At 34.3% G+C, this 5,991-nt stretch carries 5 protein-coding genes; 3 read left to right on the forward strand and 2 right to left on the reverse strand.

Translation table 11 applies throughout. The features are described 5' to 3' along the window. Positions 1-100: 100 nt before the first annotated feature. Entirely contained in the window at positions 101-724 is a 624-nt protein-coding gene (locus BFA01S_RS20505; RefSeq protein ID WP_066235331.1) for a TetR/AcrR family transcriptional regulator, read from the reverse strand. Positions 725-1,062: 338 nt separating this feature from the next. Here BFA01S_RS20505 and BFA01S_RS20510 point away from each other — a divergent pair, with 338 nt between their 5' ends. Together BFA01S_RS20510 and BFA01S_RS20515 are read left to right on the forward strand one after the other, a co-directional pair. After that, positions 1,063-2,145: a hypothetical protein gene (locus tag BFA01S_RS20510; protein WP_066235333.1), complete on the forward strand. Its 1,083-nt coding sequence runs from the start codon at positions 1,063-1,065 to the stop codon at positions 2,143-2,145. A gap of 215 nt (positions 2,146-2,360) precedes the next feature. Further along, positions 2,361-3,176: an undecaprenyl-diphosphate phosphatase gene (locus tag BFA01S_RS20515; protein ID WP_066235335.1), complete on the forward strand. Its 816-nt coding sequence runs from the start codon at positions 2,361-2,363 to the stop codon at positions 3,174-3,176. Positions 3,177-3,442: 266 nt separating this feature from the next. Here the strand turns inward: BFA01S_RS20515 and BFA01S_RS20520 are convergent, their stop codons facing one another. Further along, complete coding sequence (locus tag BFA01S_RS20520; protein WP_066235337.1) at positions 3,443-3,820, reverse strand: YmaF family protein; 378 nt, start codon at positions 3,818-3,820, stop codon at positions 3,443-3,445. Between the two features lie 210 nt (positions 3,821-4,030). Between BFA01S_RS20520 and htpG the strand changes: the two genes are divergently transcribed. Then, positions 4,031-5,911, forward strand: coding sequence for a molecular chaperone HtpG (gene htpG / locus BFA01S_RS20525; protein ID WP_066235340.1), 1,881 nt, complete (start codon positions 4,031-4,033; stop codon positions 5,909-5,911). Positions 5,912-5,991 lie beyond the last annotated feature (80 nt).

Raw genomic sequence — 5,991 nt, forward strand, 5'->3', positions numbered from 1 at the left:
AGCTAACCATCAGTGGGGATGGGAAACCCCCCCACTGATGGAAGTTTCACTTTATTTGAACTGTAAAAAACAAGAGAGACAGGTAGAAGATTAGCTATGCTTAATAATTATTCATTATAAAATTTAACTGTTTTCTTAATTGATCTAACATATTTTGATAACTGAATTGTTCATCATATACATATTTGTTGAATTGTAAAAAGCCAAAACTTAAAACACATTCAATAAAAATTTCAATATCGATGCTTATTTTCACAGAAGCCGATTGCTGCACATATTCCAAAAATTGCTGCAAATCCTGAAGAATCATTTTGTCTGCTTTCATCAGACTCCTTCTGGCTGCCTCTGAATTCGCTTCATTCATACTGTATGCTACTGATAAAAACTCCCGCAATAAACTTTTCTCAACTCTAATCAGTTCTTTCAGGTAATAATCGATTATATTCATAATTTCTTCCACGATCGTTTCCTTGTTTATTTTTATATTTGGATTTTCAATAGAGGTTTTATAGGGATTTAGATTGAAATCAGGGAGAATTGTAGCAATAAACAGTTCCCCTTTAGAAGAGAAGTAGTTAAATAACGTTCCTTCGGCTATTCCGATACCACGTGCAATTTCAGATGTTTTTACATGCTGGAATCCTTTTTTTAAAAAGAGCTCTTTCGCGTAATGAATAATTTTCTGTTTTGTTTGTTCTTTCTTTAACTCTCTTAGTCCCGACATTATAAGCAACCTCCGATTATAATTATGAGTCGACTTATAAATGAGTATACTCATAATTTTCTGAAGTGACAATACTCTTTTGAAAACTTTTCATCTTATTAATTATTAACAATTTTTTCTTATAATTTTATACTTTTTTAAGAATTTATTTATAGGCAGTTTAGGATTGCGTACTAATATTGTCTAAGAAGAGAACAGATAAAAAAGAAATAGGAAACGGGGGAGGTAGAAGAGAGAACTGAATAATGAAGGTGACAGCCAGAAATGCATCGGATAATAGCGTTGAACTGAAGAAGAGAAGGTTCATAAATAATTAAAAATAAAAGGAGACATGTAACATGAATTTTAAAAAGAGTATCGTACCTGCAGCATTAGCTGTATCTATTATTTCATCAGGAGTTATCGTAAGTAATTCTGCTTTAAACGTAGAAGCGGCAAGCAACCAGCAGGTTTCAGCAGAGAAGCAACAGCAGGAAGCAAGAATTACGAATATAAATGTAGTAAATACAATGACATTACAAATTACATTTAATAAGCCGCTTGCTGCAGAAGATGTGGACCCGAATAATTTAGAAAATATTAAGAAACAATTTGAATTTAATCACGATCTTAGCATCGTTAACGTACCCCGCTTAAAAACAGGTGCAAAGAGTACATATATCGTACCGGTTACATTTCAAAAAGATGATGCAAGATATAAACTAAGCTATAAAGGACAGAGAGTAAAGACATTTGAAGGAACAGATGAGAAAATAGAGATCCGTAATACGAAACAAGTGACAAATGACACATTTGAACTGGAATCATTTTTAGAAGATGGTGTAGTGGATTACGCAAATGTTATTGAAGCATACAAGGCAGGACGCGGTGATTTAGCATTTGAACTGGACCGCAAAAATCGTGATAAAGATGGAAAACGCTATGATATTATTTCCTCTTTACGAGATCGCTATGTAACTGTTACAGGAAGCAATGGTGATCAGTTCACAGCAAATTATGTACCGTTTACTCAGGCTGCTGATGGAAGACAAGCTCCAAAATTCCGTTTACCGGAAGGACAGACATTAAAACAAGGTGTTACATATAAAGTGACATCGAAATGGGCGGATATTGATAACAGATGGTTTACAGCAGAAAATATTGCTCCGCTTAAACTTCAGTCAGCCCAAGCAATTGATAATAAATCATTCCAGATTACATTGGATAAAGATCCTCGTACAGAATTATTTGCAGGAAGAAGTGTAGAGCTGCAAGGGGAAGATGGTACTACAGTAAAAGCACAATACCGTTTCTCATCCCGTAAAGGAGCAGTCGGCATTTTTGATGTTCAAAACGCTGTATTGAAGTCTGGTGTTAAATATAAAGTAATTCCGGTAAACAATTGGGCAACTGCAGAAAACGTATCTTTTACAGCTAAATAATATGATTTATTTAAAGGAGAGAAGCGATTGATGCTTCTCTTCTTTTTTCTGTATTCCAGATTTTAAATAAAGCAGTATTATTAAAAATATTGTGAAACTTTCCCTAAAATAATTTTCGTCTTCTTTAATTAAATTGAAAATAAATCATAATTTAGGAAACAATTCCCTTCTCCGTCTCGTCTGTATGAATGACAAGAGATTTATAGGAGGCTAACATGGGAGAGACAGATATTATATACATACTTAAAATGATTATTATTGGGCTGGTTCAGGGTTTTACAGAACCGATTCCGGTATCTTCTAGTGGACATGTAATGATTGCCAGCGAAATTTTAGGTTTGGGTAACCAAGGTTTTACTTTTGCTATATTAACAAATACGGCTTCACTGCTTGCGATACTTTATATTTACAGACAGGATATCGCAAGGCTTGCAATCAATTCAATTCATTATTTAAAAACAAAAAATGAGCAATATAAGAGCGACTTTCGCTTTGTTTGCTTCATTGTCATTGGCAGTATTCCGGCAGGAGTTCTGGGTGTTTTATTAAATGACTATATCGCAGAAAATGTCAGTATGACAACAATTGCGATCATGCTTTTCGTTACGGGTGTTGCCTTGTGGTTCATTCGCAATATGAAAGGAGTGAAAGGAGAGGGTGATATTACAATTAAGGATGCATTCATTGTTGGTTTAGGGCAGGCTGTAGCCTTAACACCAGGGATTAGTCGTTCAGGCGCAACGATTATTTCAGCAATTGCTGTTGGAATGAAACAAGATACGGCGCTTCGGTTTTCATTTATGCTGTATATTCCAGTGAGCCTTGGGGGTGTTGTACTAGGTTTTTCAGATTTTTTGAATGAACCGAATAAAGCAGATTTAGCAATTCCATATTTATCTGCGTTTATTACAACACTTCTAATGACTTATATTGCGATGAAATGGTTTATGGGAATTATGAAAAATGGAAAGCTCGTTTATTTTACTTATTATTGCTTCATTGTCGGGATATTACTTCTCATTTTCTTCTAAAAGATATTAAATTGATAAATGGTATTGAGCTGGAAGATGCTTTAGGACAGCAATGATTTAAAAGAACAATCAAACATATTTTAGAAGTTACTCCATTTCATCAAAGAAGAGCCTATTTTGATTAATCTTTTTTAAAAATAGGCTCTTTTTTTTATAGCGAAGAAGTAGTACACCAGGCGAACCAATCAGAAGCTCTTTAGGGTTTAGTAAGTAACAAAGGCTTGCAGCTGGAGGACAAACGACTCGTTATCAGGGGGGATTTTGAGTTAGCTAGAACTAGTATTTCCACTGTATCGATGAGAATGAGGATGGCTGCCATTTACTGTTGTTACTCCATGGAATTGATGATAATGCCCCCCTCCAGGTAAAGGAATAGCTGGACCGGTAACACCTCTGATTTCATGCTTATGCCCATCGTTAAAAGATGTCATTGTAAAGTAATAATGTGTATGAGGCACTCCGCTCGGAGCAGGTTCCGTCATCCCCGCATACTGATGGTCATGACCGGCGTTAAAAGAAGTTACTCCTGCAAAATGATGTGTATGAAGCTGTCTGCCATCCCATGAAGTGAGATATAATTCGTGGGAATGCTCCGAATTCGAATCATTTGAATGAATAACAAAACCACTAACAGGTATTTTCATTAGAAAACCCGCCTTCCGCACTTTTTTCTTTTTGAGTTTCGTATTTTCTAAAAAAATTTATTCATCTAAATACATAATTATGACGGCTGTATACAGATATGCAATGTATAATGCCTTGACATAAATTATTGTGTATGATATTTAAAAAAGTATTGGTTAGCACTTATGTAGTAAGAGTGCTAATCTATTAATTAGAAGGGGGAGTCTGTAATGACAAAAGTACAGTTTAAAGCAGAGTCAAAGAGATTATTAGAAATGATGATCAACTCTATTTATTCTCAGAAAGAGGTATTTTTGAGAGAGTTGATTTCAAATGCCAGTGATGCAATTGATAAAATTTATTACAAGGCATTAACAGATGATTCTTTAAATTTTGATAAGGATAGCTATTACATAAAAGTAGATGCTGATAAGGAAAACAGAACGCTGAGAATTATCGATACAGGTATCGGTATGACGAAGGAAGAGCTTGAAAATAATCTCGGAACGATCGCGAAAAGCGGTTCTTTAGCATTTAAAAATGAAAATGAATTAAAAGATGGACATGATATTATCGGCCAGTTTGGAGTCGGATTTTATGCCGCATTCATGGCTGCTGATGTAGTTACTGTTATTAGTAAAGCGTTAGGAAGCGAAGAAGCGTATAAATGGGAATCAGAAGGTGCCGATGGGTATACGATTGAGCCGTCTGAAAAAGCAGAGGTTGGAACAGAAGTTATTTTAAAAATAAAAGAAAATACAGAAGATGAAAATTATGATGAATTTTTAGATGAATACCGTTTAAAAGCGATTATTAAAAAATATTCTGATTTCATCCGATATCCAATTAAAATGGATGTAACGGAAACAAGACTGAAAGAAGATAATGATCAGGAATTTGAACAATACACAGAAGAACAGACGATTAACAGTATGGTTCCGATCTGGAGAAAAAACAAAAAGGAACTGACAACAGAAGATTACGAGCAGTTTTATGCGGAAAAACATTACGGCTTCGATAAGCCATTAAAACATATTCATATTAGTGTAGACGGCTCTATCAGATACAATGCCATTTTATATATTCCGGAAAAAATGCCATTTGATTATTATACAAAGGAATATGAAAAAGGGCTGGAGTTGTATTCAAGCGGCGTACTTATTATGAATAGATGTGCCGATCTTCTTCCTGATTATTTCAGTTTCGTAAAAGGAATGGTCGATTCAGAAGATTTATCGCTTAATATCTCGAGGGAAATGCTTCAGCATGACCGCCAGTTACGCTTAATTGCAAAAAATATCGGGAAAAAGATTCAAAGTGAATTAAAAAGTCTGCTGAAAAATGAACGGGAAAAATACGAAAAGTTCTACGAATCTTTCGGACGCCAATTAAAATACGGTGTATACAGTGATTTTGGAAGCAATAAAGAATTGCTCCAGGATCTCCTAATGTTCTATTCATCAAAAGAGAAAAAGCTTGTCACTTTAGATGAATATGTATCAAGAATGGCAGAAGACCAGAAATATATTTACTATGCTTCCGGACAGTCTATTGAAAGAATTGACAAGCTGCCGCAAACAGAATTAGTCGCAGAAAAAGGATATGAAATTTTATACTTTACAGATGATGTTGATGAATTTGCGATTAAGATGTTAATGACATATAAAGAGAAAGAATTTAAATCTGTCTCAAGCGGTGATTTAGGAATTGAGCCGGAAGAGAAAGATAATAAATCAGAAGCAGAACAAAATGAAGACAAAGAATTATTTGATTATATGAAAGACATCTTAAATGATAAAGTAAAAGATGTAAAAGCATCAAAAAGATTAAGAAGCCATCCTGTCTGTTTATCAACAGAAGGGGAAGTAACAATTGAAATGGAGAAAATCTTAAATGCAATGCCTGATAATCAAAATGTAAAAGCAGATAAAGTGTTAGAGATTAATCCAAACCATGATGTATTTAAATCACTGCAAAAAGCATTTGAAAATGATAAAGAAAAGCTTGCATTATATACACAGCTTTTATATAACCAAGCTCTTTTAATTGAGGGGCTGCCAATCAATGATCCTGTTGAATTTACAAATGACATGTGTAAAATAATGGTTTAATCCAAAAAACAGCAGCCGCAATGCAGGCTGTTGTTTTTTATTTAGGAATAGGCACAACTCTATACAGGAAACGTATGATA

It is taken from the genome of Metabacillus fastidiosus NBRC 101226 (genome assembly GCF_001591625.1).
Taxonomy (GTDB): domain Bacteria; phylum Bacillota; class Bacilli; order Bacillales; family Bacillaceae; genus Metabacillus; species Metabacillus fastidiosus.

Excerpts from the sequence above, each read along its gene's own strand:
- BFA01S_RS20515 (WP_066235335.1), top strand. The coding sequence starts at position 2,361 with ATGGGAGAGACAGATATTATATACATACTTAAAATGATTATTATTGGG.
- BFA01S_RS20520 (WP_066235337.1), bottom strand. The coding sequence starts at position 3,820 with ATGAAAATACCTGTTAGTGGTTTTGTTATTCATTCAAATGATTCGAAT.
- htpG (WP_066235340.1), top strand. The coding sequence starts at position 4,031 with ATGACAAAAGTACAGTTTAAAGCAGAGTCAAAGAGATTATTAGAAATG.
- BFA01S_RS20510 (WP_066235333.1), top strand. The coding sequence starts at position 1,063 with ATGAATTTTAAAAAGAGTATCGTACCTGCAGCATTAGCTGTATCTATT.
- BFA01S_RS20505 (WP_066235331.1), bottom strand. The coding sequence starts at position 724 with ATGTCGGGACTAAGAGAGTTAAAGAAAGAACAAACAAAACAGAAAATT.